This is a genomic window from Phytopseudomonas punonensis, assembly GCF_900142655.1.
Classification (GTDB): domain Bacteria; phylum Pseudomonadota; class Gammaproteobacteria; order Pseudomonadales; family Pseudomonadaceae; genus Aquipseudomonas; species Aquipseudomonas punonensis.
Genome location: NZ_FRBQ01000015.1, coordinates 1 through 18,551 on the forward strand (window position 1 = coordinate 1; position 18,551 = coordinate 18,551).

Below are 18,551 nucleotides of genomic sequence, written 5' to 3' on the forward strand. Positions count from 1 at the left end.
CGGTAGCCTTTTTTAGGATCGCTTTCTCCCGTTCCAGTCGGTCGATCCTGGCTTCCAGCTCCTGGATTTTCTGCTGTTCGGGAGTCAATGCTTTGCTCTTCGGGGTAACGCCCTGGCGCTCATCTTGGAGCTGTTTCACCCAGCGACGAAGCGCTGATTCAACCAGCCCCAGCGAGCGAGCTGCTTCGATATGGCTGTAGCCCTGATCGAGCACCAGACCAGCGGCCTCTCGTTTGAAATCGGGCGTAAAGGAACGACGTTGCTTGGTCATCAGACACCTCTCTATGGCGAGTATTCTCGCCCTAAATGGGTGTCCGGGATCAGTAGACCACTACAAGCAGACGCTCACCAGAGTCACGACCACGCTGGCTGTTGAATTATCCATCCTTTCAAACAAGCCAGCTTCAGTTGCTGCCTGCTTCATGACATCCTTCGCGGCCAACCAATCTATTCAAGGATGATCCAATGAAGCCTCTTTACCTAGCAGCGACTGCTGCCCTTCTCAGTGCCTGCGCCAGCCAGCCGTCAGGGCCAGTCGAGCCGGTTGCAGTCAACTCGACGTCGATCCAGGCCTTTCGTGATATCTGCCTGAAGAACGCTCCGGACTTCGCGGGTTCTATCGCTGCTGCCAAGGCATACGGCGTCACTGAACTCGACGACCTTGGTTTCATGACTGCAGGCTTCACTGCAGACAAGAGCCTAAGTGTTCAGCTCAAGCCGGGCGTGGAATGCGTAGTAACTACCGAAGAACAGAAGGACGATAGCCTGACTCGGCAATTTCTCAACGTTGTAGCCGAGAGCGCCAACAGCCAGGTGCCGCGCTCGGTACCGGTAAAATTCGCGTTGGCTGGGCAAACCTTTATCGCGATGCACGACCGCCGCGGTGGTGAGGCTTTTGTACTGCTCAAAGCCAAGTAGTAGGCATGTAGTGCGTTAGCCTACGTAGTGAGCACCAACACTTTTGGGAAGAAAGGGTTTGGCGAGAGCCAAGCCCTTTTTTCCGTCTGAGCCTTTAACTACCGGCACCACTGCGCCTCACACGGCACCCCATCGTTATTGCCATCCATCTTTACGCCTGGACAGTTACGCAGAAAGAAGGTCGCTTCTTCGCAGGAGCGCATTTGTGAGCAATGCGTGCGGCCGTCGCAGCGGTAAGTGGTGGCGGACTGAGCTGCGGAGGTGGAGCGTAGTGTTGTGTCATTGTTGGCGAACGTCGGGATAAAGCGCTCCAGCGAGAATGCCGGGGCCGGCTGTTCGATGATGGGATTGCTGAGTACCGCGCCATTGGCACCGATATTACTGATTACCGGGCTGGCGGGTGGTTTGAGGTAGAAGTGCCAGGCCGCAAAACCCAACGCCACTATCATGATCAGTTTCTTCATCACTGCATTCCATTGCTGTCAGGTTGCCTGGTGCAGAGCAGCATACCTTGCGATACCGCGAGGCTGGATGGAGTTGCACGAGCCGGCGGGCGCCACAAACAAAAAAGGCTTGTCACCTGATAAGCCTTTTGCGCTGCCTGAGCACTGAATCTAGATCACCAGAAACGCCGCGACGATCAGCGAAACCACGGCCACCACGCCGAGGATCAGCAATAGTCGGCTGGTATTTAAACGTGGGGCGATCAATTGCTGGGGTTGCAGTTGGGCGTAGGGAGTTGCGGTGGCGAGCTTGAGCGGACGTTGAATTCTCAGCACGTTGCTGACTTTTGATGAGGGTTGGGCTTTGAAGTTATCCCATGAGGCGCCATGCCCCTGCTTTTGGCGGCCTTCGCGCCACCACTCTCGGTCTTCCGGTCCCATGATTAAGCCCTCCTGGCTGTTGCTGATCTATCCAATTGATCAATCAGAGCGGCATTGGCATCCGCAAGTTCAGTGTACGCCCGGAAACCGTTTCGTGCGGTCTGCTGTGCGACTTTTGTGCGCCCTGTCAGATGACCGGCCACTCTGGCGCCATGTCGGGTGTAGCGGCACAATCCACGCTCCCCTGCCCGCCTGAACGCCAGCCGTGAATACCCTCGCCTTTCCATATATCCGCCAACTGTCCTTTGGGGTACGGGTGTGTTGCGCCTGGTTGTTGGCGGGGCTGCTCGGGTTAACGGCTCTGGCCGAGCCGCTGGCCATGCGTGAGCACCATCGCTGGACCATGGCGGATGACGACGGCCCCAATCAGGTTGGGGCGCTGGCCCAGACCCGCGACGGCTATCTGTGGCTCGGCAGCGACAGCGGGCTGCTGCGTTTCGATGGTTTCGATTTCGTCGACTACCAACCGGATAGCGATCAGCCTCTAGGCACGGTAGCCAGCCTGCTGGCAGTGGACGACGGTTTGTGGGTCGGCTTGCGTGCTGGTGGCGCACGACTGATTCAGGGACGCGAGACGCGCAGTTACCCAGCAGGCCAGGGCTTACCTGGCGGCGCTCTGTACGGGCTGGCACGTGACCACGAAGGCGCGATCTGGGCAGCAGCCCATGAGGGGCTGGCACGCTTCAAGGGCCATACCTGGGCGACCATCGACGATGCTCAGGGCTTTACCGCCAGCAGCGCTCGCGCCGTGTTCGTCGATCGCGCCGGTACGGTGTGGGCCGCCAGCGGTAATCACCTGTATCAACGCCCCGCCGGCACCCAACGATTTACCGAAGTGGCTGACGGCCTCGATTGGGCCAGTCAGATCGCCCAGGCGGCGGATGGCTCGATCTGGATTGCCGAACGCTATGTGAATCGGCTGCACCGCGTGATTCCCGGTACACGGCCGCACCTGCAGACGCAAACGGTGGATGCACCCATCAATGGCCTGCTGTTCGATAGTGCTGGCGGGCTGTGGACCAGCACACCGGGAGATGGCCTGCGCCGCTACCCGAACGCTGACATGCCGCTGAACCTCGCAGACGCCGAACGCGTTACCCGCACGCAAGGGCTGAGCGCCGACTACCTGTGGCCGCTACTGGAGGATCGCGACGGCACCGTGTGGGCCGGCAGCAACGCCGGGCTCGACCGCTTTCGGCTGCGCGAGCTGAACCCTGCGCCACTGCCACCCGGAACGCTGAACGCTGCTCTGGCGGTGGCCGCTGACGGCGCGCTCTGGGCGGCCAGTGGCAACCGTGGGCTGCTGCGCCAGCACAACGAAGCCCTGCAGCACTGGTCGATAGCCGAGCCGGTTACCAGCCTGATTGCCGATAGCCATGATGGCGTCTGGGCCGGCGGCCCCCATGGCATCTGGCACGCCACGCCAGCAGGGGTGACATTGCAGGCAAAGCTGCCTGAGCAGGCGGCAGACGATGCAGCAGTGCGGGCAATGGTCGTGGCCGCTGATAAGAGCCTGTGGGTGTCGATCAACGGGCTCGGGCTGTTCGTGTTGCGCGGTGACCAGTGGCGCGCGCTAAAAGGCCCGGATGCGATGCCAAGCCAGCTGATGCCGGTCAACGCAGGCAGCGACGAAGAAGGCCGGCTGTGGTTCGGCTACCGCGATAATCTGCTGATCAGCTACCGGGGCGAGCAGATGCGCCAGTGGGCCTCGGCCGATGGTTTGCAGATTGGCCATGTCACCGCGCAGCTGCACCACGGCGGTATTTCTTGGTTCGGCGGTCAGCATGGTTTGGCGCGTTTCGACGGCGCGCGCTTCCAGATGCTGCAATTACCGGCCAACGGCCAGTTCGACAACATCTATGCACTACTGCCGGGTCACGATGGCGACCTGTGGGTGCATGGCAAGGGCGGCATCATGCTGTTGCCGGCCGCCGAAGTGCATCGCGCGCTGGCCGAGCCGGGTTATCGCCTGCGTTACCGAACCGTCAGCCTGGACGGTAGCTTGGCCAACGACCCTTACCGCCTGCTGCCTCTGCCTACTGGTGTGGTGGGCGCCGATGGACAGTTGTGGTTTTCCACCAGCGCGGGAGTGAACCTGCTCGACCCGGCGCGCCAGCCTGCAGTTGCTCCCTTGCCGCCGGTTGTCATCGAGAACGTACTGGTCGATGGTGTGCCGCAACCGCGGCCAGGCGTTTTGCAGCTGCCAGCCGACGCCCAGCGCCTGGTGATCGACTACACGGCATTGAGCCTGCGGGCGCCACAGAGCCTGTCTTTCCGCTATCGGCTAGCCGGTTACGAGCGTGACTGGATCGAAGCCGGGCGCCAGCGGCGCGCTACCTACACAGCGTTGCCGGCAGGTGATTTCCGCTTCGAAGTACAGGTATTCGATCAGGGCGGCGGCGAGCCTGCCGCCCCCACAGTGCTGGCCTTCAGCGTGGCACAGGTGTTTTACCTGCGGCCGATCTTCTATCTACCGATGACAGCTGCGCTGCTGCTCGCCCTGTGGTGGCTGCACCGCCGCGTGGTGCGCCGCGACAGGCTGCGCGTGCAACTGCAATTGCAAGCCCAGCAGGACGAGCGCGAACGCATCGCTCGCGAACTGCATGACACACTGCTGCAAAGCCTGCAGGGGCTGATGCTGCGCTTCCAGGCCGCTGCCAACACCTTGGCCGCTGACCACCCGGCACGCGCGCGGCTGGAGCACGCGCTGGATCGCGCCGATGACGTGATGAACGAGGGCCGCGAGCGCCTGCAACAGCTTCGTCAGGCTGGAACAGATGACGGTAACCTGGCAGCCGAGCTCGCCGAGCATGGCAGCAAGCTGGATGAGCCCGGCATCACCTTCAACCTTCAAGTACAGGGTGAGCCACGCGCGCTGACTGCAGCAGTGCATGACGCAGCGTACCGCATCGCCGTCGAAGCAATCGGCAATGCCGTGCGCCATGCAGCAGCGCGGCAGATAGCAGTGACGCTGATCTATGGTGCGCAGCGTTTCAGCCTGCGTATCGGCGACGATGGCCAGGGCATCGCGACACCTTACGCCTCGGCCGAAGGCAAGCCGGCGCGCTGGGGCATTCGTGGTATGCACGAGCGCGCGACACAGATCGGTGGCACGCTTGAGGTTAAGGCTACCGATGCCGGCGGTACCCGCGTGGAGCTGCAGCTCGACGCGGCGCTGGCTTATATCGACCAGCGCCGACAAACCTGGCGCCGCTGGATCGCGCGCCTACTAAGGAGAGACGATGCATGAGCGACGCCCCCATCCGCCTGCTAGTGGTCGATGACCATCCCCTGCTGCGCGAAGGAATCGCCGCCGTGCTTGAGGCTCACCCGGACATCGAGCTGGTTGGTGAAGCCGCCAACGGCGAGCAGGCCGTGCAGCGCTACGCCGAGCTACGTCCTGATGTGACCCTGATGGATCTGCAGATGCCCGGTCTCAATGGCACCGAGGCGATCCGAGCGATTCGCGGGCAATTCGCCGATGCCTGCATTGCCGTGCTCACCACCTACAGCGGCGACGCCCGCGCCTTGCAAGCCGTACAGGCCGGCGCCCGTGGCTATCTGCTCAAGAGCATGTTGCGCAAGGAGCTGCTCAGCGCCATCCATAGCCTGGCCGCCGGCAAGCGCTACTTCCCGGAACCGATCGCCAGCGAGCTGCTCGACGCCATCGCCGAGGACGGCCTCACCCCGCGGGAAATCCAGGTGCTCGAACGCGCGGCACAGGGCCTGGGCAACGGCGATATCGCCACGCAACTGGCGATTTGCGAAGACACGGTCAAAGGCCACATGCGCAGCATCATGACCAAGCTCAAGGCGCGCAACCGCACCCATGCGGTGAGCATCGCCCTGCAGCGCGGCATCATCGACGGCTGGCAGTAGCGCCCGGCCGAGCGTTAGACGGCGGCTTAACCTTAATTAACATTACGCAACTCGCCGCCACCGCCCCGCTCTTCAACAATCCCTGCTGCCCCGCGACACGATGTCGCCCGGGCGCCAGTCGGGATATCAGCATGAAGACCATCCAGGGTTCCGCACATTCGCCAACGTCGGCCAGCAAACTCGCCGACTGGCAGGAAGACATCGCCAAGCAACTGATGCTGGCCAATCTGGATGCCGGCATATCGGTCGCCGAAGTGGCCGAGGCCTGCGCCCTGTCACGCAGCCACTTCACCCGCAAGTTCAAGGAAAGCACCCTCCTGTCGCCCCACGTATGGTTGCGCCAGCAGCGGGTGGGCAAGGCCATGGCGTTGCTGCGCCATTCGCAATTGTCCCTGACGCAGGTCGCCATGGAGTGCGGCTTCTTCGACCAGGCGCATTTCTGCCGGGTGTTCGCCCGCAGCCAGGGTATGACGCCGCTGGCCTTCAAGCGCCAGCATCAGGCCCAGCCAGCCGACCTGCCACGCGTCGCTTGCTAGTCGGCGCCTAGGCGAGCGCCGGAGTGTCCCAGGCACTGGCGAGCGCCGCTTCACGTGCCTTCTCGCGGGCGAAGGCGCGGGTGCAGCCGAGCATGTGGTAATAGACCAGCCCGCCATCGCGCCGCAGACCAATCAGCGAAAGCGCCACCAGGCGCGCCACGGCAGCGCATCGCCCGGTGTCGCTGACCTGCACATCGGCCAGGGCCTGCTGCGCATCCGCCACCGTGAAGTACGCGTCGCAACGCGCCAGCCCTTGCAGGCAGCGACGCTGCTCGGCGCTGAGCAGCGCGTAGCTCCACTCCAGCGAGGCCAGCAGACTGGCATGCCGGGCCGGCGTGCTGCGCCGCCCGAGCAGGCTCAGGTAACTGTGGTTGGCGAGCTGGGCAAGAATGCCGTCCAGGCTCTGTACATCGAGCTGGGCCGCGGCCAGCTCGATGGCCAGCGGCAGACCGTCCAGCCGCCAGCACAGCTCGGCTACCTGCGGCACATCGCTTTCCCGCAGTCGGAAATCCGCCTGGCGCGCCCGTGCCCGGCGCACGAACAGCTTCACCGCCGGATAACGCAGCGCTGCGGCCAGGCGCAGGTGGCTGCCCAGCGGCGGTGACTCCAGGGGCGCCAGCGGCTGCACGTATTCCTCGGCGGTCCGCAGCGCCTCGCGGCTGGTAGCCAGGATGTGCAGCCTGGGAGCGGCCTGCAGCAGCGCCTCGCTGAGTGCGGCGCAGGCATCCACCAGATGCTCGCAATTGTCCATCAGCACCAGCATGTGCCGGTTGGCCAGGGTGGCCTGCAGATGGGCCTGGGCATCGACGCCTTCGGGCACCGCGATGCCCATTTCCGAGGCCAGGGTAGCGGCCAGTTGCGCCGGCTCGGCGAGGGTTGCCAGGTCGGCAAAACGCACACCATCGGCGAAGTGGCCGAGCTGCTGCTGGGCGACGCGCAGCGCCACGGTGGTCTTGCCGACTCCGCCGGGGCCGATCAGGGTGATATGCCGGCGCGTGTGCAGGCGGCGGGTCAGCTCGTCGATCAGCCGCTGGCGCCCCTCGATGCGCACCGCCCGGCCCGGCAGGTTGGGCAGCTCGCGGGGCGTACGCGGCGTCTCGCTCCCGGCCTGACTGACCTGCTCGACGTGGGCAACGAAGCTGTAGCCACGCTGGCGGACGTTGGTGATGTAGTCCCGCGATTGCGGGCACACGCCGAGTACCCGGCGCAGCGCGGAGATGTGTACGCGCAGGTTGATCTCTTCGACGAAGGTTCTTGGCCACACCTGGGCGATGATCGCCTCCTTGCTGACGATCTTGCCGGCGCTTTCCACCAGCACCAGCAGGATGTCCAGGGCCCGGGCGCCAATCGGCAGTGGCCGCTCGCCGTCGAGCAACAGACGACGCTGGGGGTGCAACTCGAAGCGGCCGAAGCGCAGGACGGTATCGCTGCCATTGGATTGGAGATCGCGCATGTCCTGTTCAGCATCCCGCCATGCCGGACGTCACCCATCGGGTCTCGGCTGCTCGGCGCTTTGCCGCTCCTGTTCTGATAAGAGAATCATTCTCTACCGTTCGTCTGCCCGGCGACATCGGCACGGGGGGGCGGATTCGGCCATCGCGGTGCGCAACTCGGACAACCGACGAAACGCTCTATCACGGGTATCGCGGCCCTGTGCCAGCGGATCAGCCGAACTGGTGACGGTACTGCATCGGGGTCAGTCCCAGGCGTTTGTCGAACATCTGCCGCATATGCCGGGTGCTGCCGAAGCCGCTGCGAAAGGCCACGGTCTTCAGCGGCAGGTCGGTGCTTTCCAGCAGTGAGCGGGCATGATCGATACGGGCATTGAGTACGAACTCCATGGGCGTCATCTGCAGCTCGCGGGTGAACACGCGGGCGAAATTGCGCACGCTCATGGCGGCCAACTCGGCCAATTGCTCAACGGTGAACGGCTCCTGAATGTTCTCCAGCACGTACTGCTGCACCCGCTCGAGCGGTGTGCTGCCCTGCCCAGCTGGCGGCAACAATGGGCTGAACTGGGCCTGGCCGCCCTGGCGCTTGATCACCACCAGCAGCACCTTGGCGACATCCAGCGCGAGCTTCTTGCCGTGGTCGTCGGCGAGGATCGACAGCGCCAGGTCGATGCCTGCCGTCACGCCGCCGGAGCTGAGCAGCTTGCCGTCCTTGGTGAACAGCTGGTCGGTTTCCAGCTGCGCCTTGGGAAAACGCTTGGCCAGGCGATCCAGGTAATGCCAGTGGGTGGTCACACGGTGGCCGTCGAGCAGCCCGGCTTCGCCGAGAATGAAGGCGCCGGTGCACACCGCGCCATGCCGCCGCGACGCCTGGGCCGCCTCGCAAAGCCAGCTATGCAGGTGCGGATGCCTGTCGTTGTAGGCGCCGGGGCCGCCCGGTACCAACAAGGTGTCGTAGGCCACCGGCGCGTCGACGGCCAGTTGCTCGGCCTGCATGACGATGCCGTTGGAGGCCCGCACGCTGAGCGACTCGGCGCCCAGGGTAACGATGCGGTAGTGATCGCTTTCGGGCAGGTAGCGGTTGGCGACCGAGAACACCTCGATGGGGCCCGCCACATCGAGCATCAACACATCGGGGAACAACAGAATCGCGACGGTTTTCGTCGTCATGCAAGGTCTCGAACGCAAGGGAAAACAGCAGATGCCGTCGTAGGGCACCTGTCAGGTTTGCAAGTCTGCGTCGATTATCTAGGCATGGCAGCCGGTTAAACAGCCCCACAAGGGGTGCAGCAGCGCAACACTAAAGTGTTGCTGGCAGGCATCAGGCCGCCATGAACGCGAGGATCTGCTCACGCAGCCAGCGTTCGGCCGGGTCCTGATCCTGGGCGGCGCGCCAGACCATGGTCAGTTGCGCCGGCACGATCTCGAATGGCGGCTCTTCCATGATCAGCCCGCCGCCCTGCACCAGCGCCTCGGCGGCGTAATCGGGGATGGTGGCGATCATGTCGGAGTTGCGCAGCAGCGCGCCCAGGCCGTTGAAATGCGGCACCGCCAGGGCGATCTTGCGGCTGCGTTCGAGGCGCGCCAGGTCCTGGTCGATGTTGCCGCACAGGTCGCCGGACATCGACACCAGCGCATGGGGCCGCGTGCAGTAGTCGTCCAGGCTCAGCGCCGGCAGGCCGTCGTCGGCACGGATGACCATGGCGCGGATATCACGCAGGCTGCGGCACTTGGCGTTGGCCGGCAACTGGGTGGTGTAGCTGATACCGATGGACACTTCGCCGGTGGCGAGCAGCCCGGGCAGCAGCAGGAAATTGGCGTTGCGCACCACCAGCACGCATTCGGGCGCCTGTTGGCGCAGGTGGGTCAGCAATTGAGGCAGCAGGCCGCACTCGACATCATCGGACATGCCGATGCGAAACACTGCGGTGCTGTTGCTTGGGTCGAAGTCGCGCACCTCGCTGATCGCCTGGGAGATGCCGTCCAGGGCAGCCGGCAGGCGGCGGAAGATTTCCAGCGCGCGGGGCGTGGGCTCCATCTCGCGGCCATTGCGCACCAGCAGAGGGTCGTTGAAGTAATCGCGCAGGCGGGTCAGCGAGGCACTGATCGCCGGCTGGCCGAGGTAGAGTTTTTCCGCCGTGCGCGTGAGGTTGCGCTCGTGCATCAGGCTTTCGAACACGACCAAGAGTTGCAGGTCGACTTTGCGCAGGTCGTTGCGGTTCACGATGAGCTCCCGGAAAAGGCTGCGCCGAAGAAATGGAGGGGCAGCGCGCAGGAAAACCTGACGCTGCCGCCTGTTGCCCAGCAGGTGGACGCATACAGCGCCGCCCATCCTACTCTGAGACGCGCTGCTTACTTGCCTTCGGTGAGTGCCGAGTAGCTGGTCATCAGGTTGCGGTAGTCCGGGATGTGGTCGGAGCAGATCTTCGCCAGGCCTTCCACGTCGTTGCGCCAGTCGCGGTGCAGCTCGCAGGCCACGGCGAACCAGTTCATCAGTTGGGCGCCGGCGGCAGTCATGCGCTGCCAGGCCGAATCACGGCTGATCTGGTTGAAGGTGCCCGAAGCGTCGGTGACCACGAACACGTCGAAGCCTTCCTCGATGGCCGCCAGCGCCGGGAACGCCACGCAGACTTCGGTCACCACGCCGGCGATGATCAGCTGCTTCTTGCCGGTGGCCTTGATCGCCTTGACGAAGTCTTCGTTGTCCCAGGCGTTGATCTGGCCAGGGCGGGCGATGTACGGCGCGTCCGGGAACATCTCCTTCAACTCCGGTACCAGCGGGCCGTTGGGGCCGGTTTCAAAGCTGGTGGTGAGGATGGTTGGCAGGTTGAAGAACTTGGCGATGTCGGCCAGGGCCAGCACGTTGTTCTTGAACTTGTCCGGGTCGATGTCACGTACCAGCGACAGCAGGCCGGCCTGGTGGTCGACTAGCAGAACGGCGGCGTTGTCTTTGTCCAGGCGGTTGTAGGGAATGGTCATGGTGAAACTCCTGTGGTTGCATGAGGGGTGTTTGAAGGGGGTTGTGGGCCACGCGGTGGCGGCACGCCGAGCAGGTGACGGATGCGTACGGCCACGCCTTCGCGCTGGTATTGGCGGGCGTTGGCTTCGATGCGTTGCTCGGCCACGGTGACGCGGCCGTGGTGGCGCAGATGTTCGAGCCAGGACGCGTCGAAGAAGAATTCCTGCCAGAGCTGCGGGTTCTCGCTGTCCTGTAGCAGGCCCCAGGAGAGCGCACCGTTACGCCGGCGCATGGCGCGCACGGCGAGCATCGCGTGGCTGAACGCCTCGGCGTTTTCCTGAGGAATGTCGTATTCCAGGGTGACCATCACCGGACCGCGCTCGCGGTCCAGGTCGGCGCTGAGTACCGGCGCTGGCCAGTGCACCGAGGGCGCCAAATCTTCGCTGTCAGTGACCGGCAAATGGAAGCGCCAGGACAGCAGCACGCCGAGCAGCAGCATCGCCCCGCCACCGGCCAGCGCCACGCTCAGCGAGTATTCGCTGGCCAGCGAACCCCAGACGATACCGCCCAGGGCGCTGCAACCAAAGAACACCAGGATGTACACCGCCAGGGCGCGGGCCCGCACCCAGCTCGGCACCGAGGTCTGCGCCGCCACCTGCAGGCTCGACAGCACGGCGATCCAGGCGCCGCCGCTGACCAGCATCACCGGAATCAGCAGGTAGAAGTCGCGAATGAAGGCCAGGCCGAACAGCACGGCGGCGTAGGCAACACTGGCGCCGGCGACGATCACGTCGCTGCGCAGGCGCTCGCGCAACTTGGGCAGGAACATCGCCCCGGCGATGGCACCGGCGCCGACGCAGCCGAGCAAGATGCCGAAGTCCGCCGCCGTGCCGTTCAGCTCGCGGCGCACCAGCAGCGGCAGCAGCGACATGCCGGCACTGGCGCCAACGAAGAACGCGAAGGTACGCGCCAGCACCGCCTGCAAGGGTTTGGCGCTGCGCGCATAACGCACACCGAGGCGCACTGCACCGAACAGCCGCTCGGCTGGCAGGATGCTCACCGTGGGCGTGCGCTTCCAGGCGTACAGCGCAGCGATCACCGCCAGGAACGACACGGCATTGAGGGCGAAGGTCAGCCAGGGGCCGCTGAGGCTGACCAGCACACCGGCGATGGCCGGGCCGATGGCGCGTGCCACGTTCATGCCCAGGCTGGACAGCGCCACGGCAGCAGGCAGCTCGCTCTTGCCGACCAGCTCGGGCGTCAGCGCCGACCAGGCGGGCATCATCAGCGCTGTGCCGATGCCCATGGCCAGGGTCAGCAGCAGGAGCAGCGGTACGTTCATCAAGCCGAGCAGGGTCAGGCCGGCGAGCAGTACCGCCACGGTCGCCATCCACAGTTGCACGGTCAGCAGGTAACGACGCTTGTCGACGATGTCGGCCAGGGCGCCAGCCGGCAAAGCCAGAAAGAACATCGGCAGTGCCGCCGCCACCTGCACCATGGCCACCGCCAACGGGCTGGCCGACAGCGAGGTCATCAGCCAGCCGGCACCGACCTCGTGCATCCAGGTGCCGATGTTCGAGGCGATGCTGGCCAGCCATAGCCAGCGAAACACTGACGTGCGCAGCGGGCTCCAGGGGCCGGCGGTGGTTGGTTGGGTGACGCTGGTCATGGCTTATCTCGTTAAAAAAGTCGGTGTCGGTAAAAAATGGGCACAGCCGTGCCCGAGGCGGCGCAGAGGCGTCGATTAAAAAATGATTCGTCGTTAGCTACGCAAGTCCAGGCGCCTGGTACGTGCAGGCGAAACTCAGCCTTCCTGTGGGAGCGTGCGGGACGCCTAGTCCATGCGCGCGAATCGCGGGCATGGCCCGCTCCCACAGAAATCAGTCGCTCTCAAGCTCCTCGTCGGTTCCTCAGCCCTCTAAAAACGGCTCAGAACGCGAAGCACGAACACCCGAACGCGCCCCAGAAGCCGGCGTAATCACTCACCGGCACCTTGCTCTGCCGCGCTCGCTCATGGCTGTGGGCGTGTACCGAACAGGAGCCGATGCACTGGTGCACGGCGGCCTGCAGCGGCACGGCGGGCTTCCAGTGGCCAGGCACCTTGGCCACTGGCGACCACTCGGGCAGTACCGGCAATGGCGGCGTGCCGAACTTGTCGAACTCATCGGCGCCGTAAACCACCTTGCCGCCCACCACGGTCAGCACCGACTCGAGGTACTTGATGGCTTCCTCGGACACACTGAAGTAATCCTGGGAAAGCACCGCCACGTCCGCCAGCTGACCAATCTTGATCTGCCCCTTCTTGCCCTGCTCGCTTGAGAACCAGGCGCTGCCCTGGGTGAACAGCTGCAGCGCCACGGCGCGGGACAGGCCTTCCGGGTACAGCGCGGTGCCACCGACGGTCTTGCCGCTGACCAGCCAATACAGCGAGGTCCAGGGGTTGTAGCTGGCCACGCGGGTGGCATCGGTACCGGCGCCGACCGGCACGCCTTCGGCAAGCATGCGCTTGATCGGCGGCGTACTTTCCGCCGCCTGCTTGCCGTAGCGATCGACGAAGTATTCGCCCTGGAACGCCATGCGGTGCTGGATGGCGATACCGCCGCCCAGCGCCCTGACCCGCTCGATGTTCTTCGGGGTGATGGTTTCGGCGTGGTCGAAGAACCACGGCAGGCCGTTGAATGGGATGTCGCGATTGACCTTCTCGAACACATCGAGCATCCGCGTGATGGATTCGTCATAGGTGGCGTGCAGGCGGAACGGCCAACGGTGCTCGACCAGGTGGCGCACCACCGGTTCCAGGTCGGCCTCCATGTTCGGCGGCAGATCCGGGCGCGGCTCGAGGAAGTCCTCGAAGTCGGCGGCGGAGAACGCCAGCATCTCGCCGGCGCCGTTGTGGCGCAGGTAATCGGTGCCCTGGCCGTAGGTGACGGTCTTGGTCCATTGCTGGAAGTCGGCGAGTTCTTCCTTGGGCTTCTGGGTGAACAGGTTGTAGGCGATGCGCACGGTGAGCTGGTCGTTGTCGGCCAGTTGCTGGATCACCTGGTAGTCGTCCGGGTAGTTCTGGTAACCGCCGCCGGCGTCGATGGCGCTGGTCAGGCCCAGGCGATTGAGCTCGCGCATGAACTGGCGGGTCGAGTTGACCTGGTATTCGAGCGGCAGCGTCGGCCCTTTCGACAGGGTCGAGTAGAGAATCATCGCGTTGGGACGGGCGATCAGCATGCCGGTGGGCTCGCCGTTGCTGTCGCGCTGGATCTCGCCACCGGGCGGGTTGGGCGTGTCCTTGGTGTAGCCGACCACCCGCAACGCGGCGCGGTTGAGCAAGGCGCGGTCATACAAGTGCAGCAGGAACACCGGCGTATCCGGCGCCGCCTGGTTGATCTCGGCCAGGGTCGGCATGCGTTTTTCGGCGAACTGGAATTCGTTCCAGCCACCCACCACGCGCACCCACTGCGGGGTGGGCGTGCGGTCGGCCTGGGCCTTGAGCATGCGCAGGGCATCAGCCAGCGACGGCACGCCTTCCCAGCGCAGCTCGAGGTTGTAGTTTAGGCCACCACGAATCAGGTGCAGGTGGGAGTCGTTGAGGCCCGGAATGGCGGTGCGCTTGTTGAGGTCGATGACCTTGGTGGCCGCGCCCTTGGTGGCCATGGCTTCGGCATCGCTGCCTACGGCGATGAAGCGACCATCCTTGATCGCCACGGCAGTGGCCTGTGGCCGCTCGGGGTCGACGGTGTGGAATTTGCCGTTGAGCAGGATCAAGTCTGCATCGTTCATGTTGGCTCCAAATGCGTAACCGGCAGCGCCGGCGAAAGGTAAGGCGGACCACAGCGCGCCAGCCACGCCGAGCAGGCCACCGGCCGCGACGACCTGGCGGCGTTTCGGATCTTTGGGGTCATCGGTCATGGCCGGGCACTCCGGTAATCAGCGGGACACGAAGGCCAGCAGGTCTTCGTTGAGACGCTGCTGATGGGTGACGGCGAAGCCATGGGGCGCGCCTTCGTACACTTTCAGCTCGGCGCCCTTGATCATCTGCGCGGCGAGCTTGCCGGTGGTTTCGAACGGCACGATGGAATCGCCGTCGCCATGGATCACCAGGGTCGGCACGTCGACCTTGGCCATGTCGGCGCGGAAATCGGTTTCCGAGAACGCGCTCACGCAATCCACGGTGCCTTTCAACGAAGCCAGCAAGGCGATGTTCAGCGTCTGGGTGAGCACGCCGTCAGAAATCTTGTGGCCCTTGTCGATGCCATAGAACGGTGTGGCGAAGTCCGCGATGAACTGCGCACGGTCCTTGAGCAGGCCGTCCTTGATACCGGCGAATACCGAAGCGTCGACGCCTTCGGGAAAGTCCGCCGCCTTGCCGAAGATCGGCGTGACCGCGCCGAGCAGCGCCAGCTTGGCGACCCGCGAGGTGCCGTGGCGGCCGATATAGCGGCTGACGTCGCCGCCGCCCATGGAAAAGCCGACCAGGGTCACGTCATGCAGGTCGAGGTGTTCGATCAGCTGGGCGATGTCATCGGCGAAGGTGTCGTAGTCATAGCCTGTCCACGGCTGGCTGGAGCGCCCGAAGCCACGGCGGTCGAAGGCGATGGTGCGGTAGCCACGGCTGCTCAGGTACTGCATCTGGTATTCCCACATGTCGGCGTCCAGCGGCCAGCCATGGCTGAACAGCACGGGCTTGCCGCTGCCCCAATCCTTGAAGTAGATCTCGGTGCCGTCACGGGTGGTGAAAGTGCTCATGGCAATAACCTCTCGGGTAGGAAGGTGGGGAAAATCAACGGGCGCTCAGCCAGCCCGCGCAACAGCGGGTGACCACCGGCATGATCCAGAACACCACTGGCACGACGATGCACAGGGTGATCAGCAGGTTGCTCGGCACCACCCCACCCAGGGCTGGGTAGTGCTGGAACAGGGGTAGCCACAACTGCGGGATGAGCATGGTCAGCGGGCAGATGACCAGATAAGTGAGCACCGCCTGCTTCCACTTCGGCGGCTGAGGCGCCTGGGCATGCTCGGGGGTGAACCAGAATTCGTGATCGCGGCTGACCTGAATCTGGTCGCCGCCTTCGAGCAGCGGTAACACTTCGTCGACCAGCAGGCGGCGGCGGTCTGATGCGATCCACTCGTCAAGCTGCCAGCCTTGGGCGAAACGCAGCACGGTGGTGAAACTGTCGCCCTGCTCGTCCGCACGGATCACATTGACGCCCAGGTGCCCGGTCTGCTGCTCGGCAGCGGCCAGAGCGCGCTTGAGCCAGGCCTCGTAGGCCGGCAGGCAGCCAGGACGGATCTTGTGCTGGATGACCAGGGTCACCACTTCACTAGGCTCGATGGTTGGCATATCGAAGGGACGTCCCGGCGGCGAAATCGGCCCGCAAGGCCAGGGCCTGCGGCGTGACGATCAGCAAGCTCGTGGCTATATCCGACCGTGCAGCCACTATGCCGCTGCGTCGAGCGGCTTTATTGGACGTATGTGCTCAATGGTCGCAGCCGCCCTGCCAGGCGGCTGAAGGATGAGCGGCTTAGTTGAGCAGCAGCTCGACCAGCAGGAACAGCCCGGCGATGCCGCACAGCAGCACGCCCAGCCAGAAGAACGAGGCGCCACGCTGCACCGGCGTATCGATCACCGCGCGCTTGGGGAACGCCGGATCGTAGCGTACCGGCACCGGGTCGCCTTTTCGGTAATGGCGCCAGCTGCTCATGCTGCTTTCGTGCATGTGCAGGTTGCCTTCGGCGTCGCGCCATTCGAAACGCGGGTAACGGCTCGGCGTGCTGAGCCCCCAGTCGCTGGCGATGATGCGCCCCTGCGCGCACAGCCAGTTGCGGCTGGCACGGCGCCTGGACAAGCCGATGCCCATCAGTACGGCACCGACACAACCAAACACAAGGGCGAGAAAAACGGAAACAGGCATGACTGACTCGATTGGGGAACCTGAATAGATAGTGGCGGCGCAAAGCCTGAAGGTTCATGGAAAAAAGCTGCCGTTCGGCGGCGCGTGCAGAAGTGTCATCAGCAACGCGGTATAAGAAATCGACAGGCCGGTAGGGTGGCGAAAATTTAGGTTGAGTTTTCCGCAACCTGTCCCTGTCCATCTATATGGACACGGATTAAGGAGAGTCACATGAAAACCACGCCTACCCTCAGCATCTTGTTCGGCGCCCTGTTGGCCAGCGGCTTGGCCCACGCGGCAGATCCCGCAGAGCAGGAGCCGGCCCGCAAGGTCTATCAGGACCAGGTGCTCAAGCAGCAACCGAAGCAGGAAGATCCGCAAGCCAAAGACCCGATGCACATCGGTGATCTCAAGGAAGGCACCCCGGCGCCGCACAAGTACTGGCGCGAGGATTACGCGATCAAGGACCTGAAAAAGCACAACCTGCCGGAGCCGGAAGACAAGGAACATGAGCACTGGGTGAAGATTGGTACCGACTATGTGTTGCTGAACAACAACACCGGCACCATCCAGCGCATCATCAAGGCCAAGTAACTGCTCTAGCACGCGACACCGACACGTAAATAAAGCTCAACGGCGCCACGCAAGTGGCTATCATCTACGCAGGTTCCGCCATGCCTCGTGTCGGCCCTTTCTCTTCTAGGGATGGATGATGAAAGCTTCAGTCAGCAAACCCAAAAGCCCGCGCAGTGAGTTCGCTCGCAGCGCCGTTGCAGTTGCCGTTGGCGCCGCGCTGGCTTATGGGGGCGCTCATCTGTTCGCTCGCCTCAACCCCGCACCGCAACAGCAAGAGCCAACCACCATCAAGCTGGCACCAGCGGCGGCCACCAAGGCCGTTCCGGTCGCGCCATTCGAGCCTGTGGCACCCGGTGAAGACCCGTGGTGGCGTGGTGATGCGGAGTTTTGGCAGGAGCAGGCACGACTCAATAGTGCCGCGGTAGCGCCGCAGTACCGCGAGCTGCAGTTCGCCTGGTCCGAACGCATGGCCGCGCTCGCCAAGCAACGCTCCCAGCAGGATATAAGCAGCCGCGACCCGTCGACGCTGCAAGCCAAGGAAGCACAAACCACCGAGCTGCATATTCCCTCTCGGCAGAAGCCCTAACCTCTAGCAATATCCTCCCGCGCACGGCAATCGCCGATAGCGCCCACGTTTCATCGGCGCGCCGTTCTCGGTATGGAACGCTTGCCGGCACTGACGCTCAAACGCCTGCCCGAACCTTGTAGCACGCGCCTTTGCCCGCCATAGCGAGCATAATGCCGCCCCGAAACAGCCCGCCCGAACGGACACCGGGCTGCCCAATCGTTGGAGCCTTTGATGGAATTCATTCACCTGGTTATCGATTTCATTCTGCATATCGACCAGCACCTGGCGGCCCTGACCGCCGAATACGGCACCTGGATCTACGCGATCCTGTTCCTGATCATATTTTGCGAAACCGGCCTGGTGGTCACTCCGTTCCTGCCCGGTGATTCGCTGCTGTTCGTGGCCGGTGCCATCGCCGTGCACGGCACCATGAACGTGCACTTGCTGGTGGCGCTGCTGATCACCGCAGCGATCCTCGGCGACGCGCTGAACTACACCATCGGCCGCTTCATGGGCCAGTGGCTGTTCCGCAACCCAGACTCGAAGATCTTTCGCCGTCGCCACCTGGAAATCACCCAGCAGTTCTATGCCCGCCACGGCGGCAAGACCATTATCCTGGCGCGCTTCGTGCCGATCGTGCGCACCTTCGCGCCCTTCGTTGCCGGCATGGGTCGCATGAACTACGCCCACTTCGCCGCCTACAACGTGGTCGGTGCGATCCTCTGGGTGACGCTGTTCACCTACGGTGGCTATTTCTTCGGCAACCTGCCGGCGGTGCAGAGCAACCTGCATTACCTGATCATCGGCATCATCGTGGTGTCGGTCCTGCCGGGCGTGATCCAGCTGATCCGCCACAAGATGAGCAGTTCGACCCGCGTGCAGACGCCCTAACGGT

General features: G+C 63.9%; 19 protein-coding genes. 7 read left to right on the plus strand and 12 right to left on the minus strand.

The window, feature by feature from the left end; translation table 11 throughout:
- Positions 1–271, minus strand: a 271-nt coding sequence (locus BUC40_RS21910) for a transposase (protein ID WP_139272227.1), incomplete at its 3' end; no start/stop codon positions are given.
- 194 nt (positions 272–465) lie between these two features.
- On the opposite strand from BUC40_RS21910, the gene BUC40_RS21915 reads away from it, so the two are divergent.
- Positions 466–918 (plus strand): hypothetical protein, encoded by a 453-nt coding sequence (locus tag BUC40_RS21915; RefSeq protein WP_073268855.1) that lies wholly within the window; start codon positions 466–468, stop codon positions 916–918.
- 98 nt (positions 919–1,016) lie between these two features.
- On the opposite strand, the gene BUC40_RS21920 is transcribed toward BUC40_RS21915, so the two are convergent.
- A complete protein-coding gene (locus BUC40_RS21920; RefSeq protein ID WP_073268857.1) occupies positions 1,017–1,382 on the minus strand; it encodes an excalibur calcium-binding domain-containing protein in 366 nt (121 codons plus the stop codon).
- Positions 1,383–1,532: 150 nt separating this feature from the next.
- Positions 1,533–1,802, minus strand: coding sequence for a hypothetical protein (locus BUC40_RS21925; RefSeq protein ID WP_073268859.1), 270 nt, complete (start codon positions 1,800–1,802; stop codon positions 1,533–1,535).
- Between the two features lie 205 nt (positions 1,803–2,007).
- On the opposite strand from BUC40_RS21925, the gene BUC40_RS21930 reads away from it, so the two are divergent.
- From BUC40_RS21930 to BUC40_RS21940, 3 genes are all read left to right on the plus strand, one after another.
- Positions 2,008–5,052, plus strand: a complete 3,045-nt coding sequence (locus BUC40_RS21930; RefSeq protein WP_139272228.1) for a sensor histidine kinase — start codon at positions 2,008–2,010, stop codon at positions 5,050–5,052.
- On the plus strand, positions 5,049–5,681 hold the full coding sequence (locus BUC40_RS21935) for a response regulator (RefSeq protein WP_073268863.1): 633 nt from the start codon (positions 5,049–5,051) through the stop codon (positions 5,679–5,681). Before BUC40_RS21930 ends, BUC40_RS21935 begins: the two co-directional genes overlap by 4 nt.
- Positions 5,682–5,812: 131 nt before the next feature.
- Positions 5,813–6,217: a helix-turn-helix domain-containing protein gene (locus BUC40_RS21940; protein ID WP_073268865.1), complete on the plus strand. Its 405-nt coding sequence runs from the start codon at positions 5,813–5,815 to the stop codon at positions 6,215–6,217.
- 7 nt (positions 6,218–6,224) lie between these two features.
- Here the strand turns inward: BUC40_RS21940 and BUC40_RS21945 are convergent, their stop codons facing one another.
- The 9 genes from BUC40_RS21945 to BUC40_RS21985 all read right to left on the minus strand — a co-directional run bounded on the left by BUC40_RS21945 (position 6,225) and on the right by BUC40_RS21985 (position 16,533).
- Positions 6,225–7,670, minus strand: coding sequence for an ATP-binding protein (locus tag BUC40_RS21945; RefSeq protein ID WP_073268867.1), 1,446 nt, complete (start codon positions 7,668–7,670; stop codon positions 6,225–6,227).
- A 211-nt stretch (positions 7,671–7,881) separates the two neighbouring features.
- Positions 7,882–8,838 (minus strand): GlxA family transcriptional regulator, encoded by a 957-nt coding sequence (locus tag BUC40_RS21950; protein WP_073268869.1) that lies wholly within the window; start codon positions 8,836–8,838, stop codon positions 7,882–7,884.
- Between the two features lie 151 nt (positions 8,839–8,989).
- Positions 8,990–9,892, minus strand: a complete 903-nt coding sequence (locus BUC40_RS21955; protein WP_073268940.1) for a LysR substrate-binding domain-containing protein — start codon at positions 9,890–9,892, stop codon at positions 8,990–8,992.
- Positions 9,893–10,020: 128 nt separating this feature from the next.
- Positions 10,021–10,647 (minus strand): isochorismate family cysteine hydrolase YcaC, encoded by a 627-nt coding sequence (ycaC, locus tag BUC40_RS21960; RefSeq protein ID WP_073268871.1) that lies wholly within the window; start codon positions 10,645–10,647, stop codon positions 10,021–10,023.
- Positions 10,644–12,296 (minus strand): MFS transporter, encoded by a 1,653-nt coding sequence (locus BUC40_RS21965; RefSeq protein ID WP_073268873.1) that lies wholly within the window; start codon positions 12,294–12,296, stop codon positions 10,644–10,646. The genes ycaC and BUC40_RS21965 overlap by 4 nt, the downstream gene beginning before the upstream one ends.
- Positions 12,297–12,556: 260 nt before the next feature.
- On the minus strand, positions 12,557–14,527 hold the full coding sequence (locus BUC40_RS21970; RefSeq protein WP_073268875.1) for an amidohydrolase: 1,971 nt from the start codon (positions 14,525–14,527) through the stop codon (positions 12,557–12,559).
- Between the two features lie 18 nt (positions 14,528–14,545).
- A complete protein-coding gene (locus BUC40_RS21975; protein WP_073268877.1) occupies positions 14,546–15,364 on the minus strand; it encodes an alpha/beta fold hydrolase in 819 nt (272 codons plus the stop codon).
- A 34-nt stretch (positions 15,365–15,398) separates the two neighbouring features.
- Complete coding sequence (locus BUC40_RS21980; RefSeq protein ID WP_073268879.1) at positions 15,399–15,962, minus strand: putative antibiotic biosynthesis monooxygenase; 564 nt, start codon at positions 15,960–15,962, stop codon at positions 15,399–15,401.
- 181 nt (positions 15,963–16,143) lie between these two features.
- Positions 16,144–16,533: a DUF3592 domain-containing protein gene (locus BUC40_RS21985; RefSeq protein WP_073268881.1), complete on the minus strand. Its 390-nt coding sequence runs from the start codon at positions 16,531–16,533 to the stop codon at positions 16,144–16,146.
- Between the two features lie 210 nt (positions 16,534–16,743).
- On the opposite strand from BUC40_RS21985, the gene BUC40_RS21990 reads away from it, so the two are divergent.
- From BUC40_RS21990 to BUC40_RS22000, 3 genes are all read left to right on the plus strand, one after another.
- The gene (locus BUC40_RS21990; RefSeq protein ID WP_073268883.1) at positions 16,744–17,106 is read left to right on the plus strand and encodes an RcnB family protein; all 363 of its coding nucleotides are present in this window, start codon (positions 16,744–16,746) and stop codon (positions 17,104–17,106) included.
- A gap of 118 nt (positions 17,107–17,224) precedes the next feature.
- Positions 17,225–17,674, plus strand: a complete 450-nt coding sequence (locus tag BUC40_RS21995) for a hypothetical protein (protein WP_073268885.1) — start codon at positions 17,225–17,227, stop codon at positions 17,672–17,674.
- 213 nt (positions 17,675–17,887) lie between these two features.
- A complete protein-coding gene (locus tag BUC40_RS22000) occupies positions 17,888–18,547 on the plus strand; it encodes a DedA family protein (protein WP_073268887.1) in 660 nt (219 codons plus the stop codon).
- The last annotated feature ends 4 nt before the right edge of the window (positions 18,548–18,551 follow it).